The 318-nt window shown below is 32.4% G+C and carries 1 pseudogene; it reads right to left on the minus strand.

From position 1 onward, the window contains the following. Window positions 1-268 (minus strand): annotated as a pseudogene (locus D9V42_RS14870) (IS6 family transposase); the annotation flags it as partial. Window positions 269-318: the final 50 nt, after the last annotated feature.

A 318-nucleotide genomic window follows, 5' to 3' on the forward strand; every position in this document is an offset into this window, starting at 1 on the left:
AAAGATAATGCCAACGTCCCTTAATTTTGATATAGGTTTCGTCCATTTTCCATGAATAGAAGGATTGTCTATTTTTCTTCTTCCAAAGATAATAGAGGACTTTGCTGTACTCTTGCACCCAACGATAAATCGTAGTATGACAAACATTTATTCCACGATCATATAACAATTTCTGAACTTCACGATAGCTTAGATTGTAACGCAGGTAGTAACCAACAGCGACAATAATGAAATCTTTTTTGAATTGTTTGCCTTTAAAATGATTCATTACTCTGTCCTCTCTGTCTTTTTTCTCAATTTTACACTAAAATAGATTTT

The sequence above is a fragment of the Staphylococcus pseudoxylosus genome (assembly GCF_003697915.1).
GTDB lineage: Bacteria > Bacillota > Bacilli > Staphylococcales > Staphylococcaceae > Staphylococcus > Staphylococcus pseudoxylosus.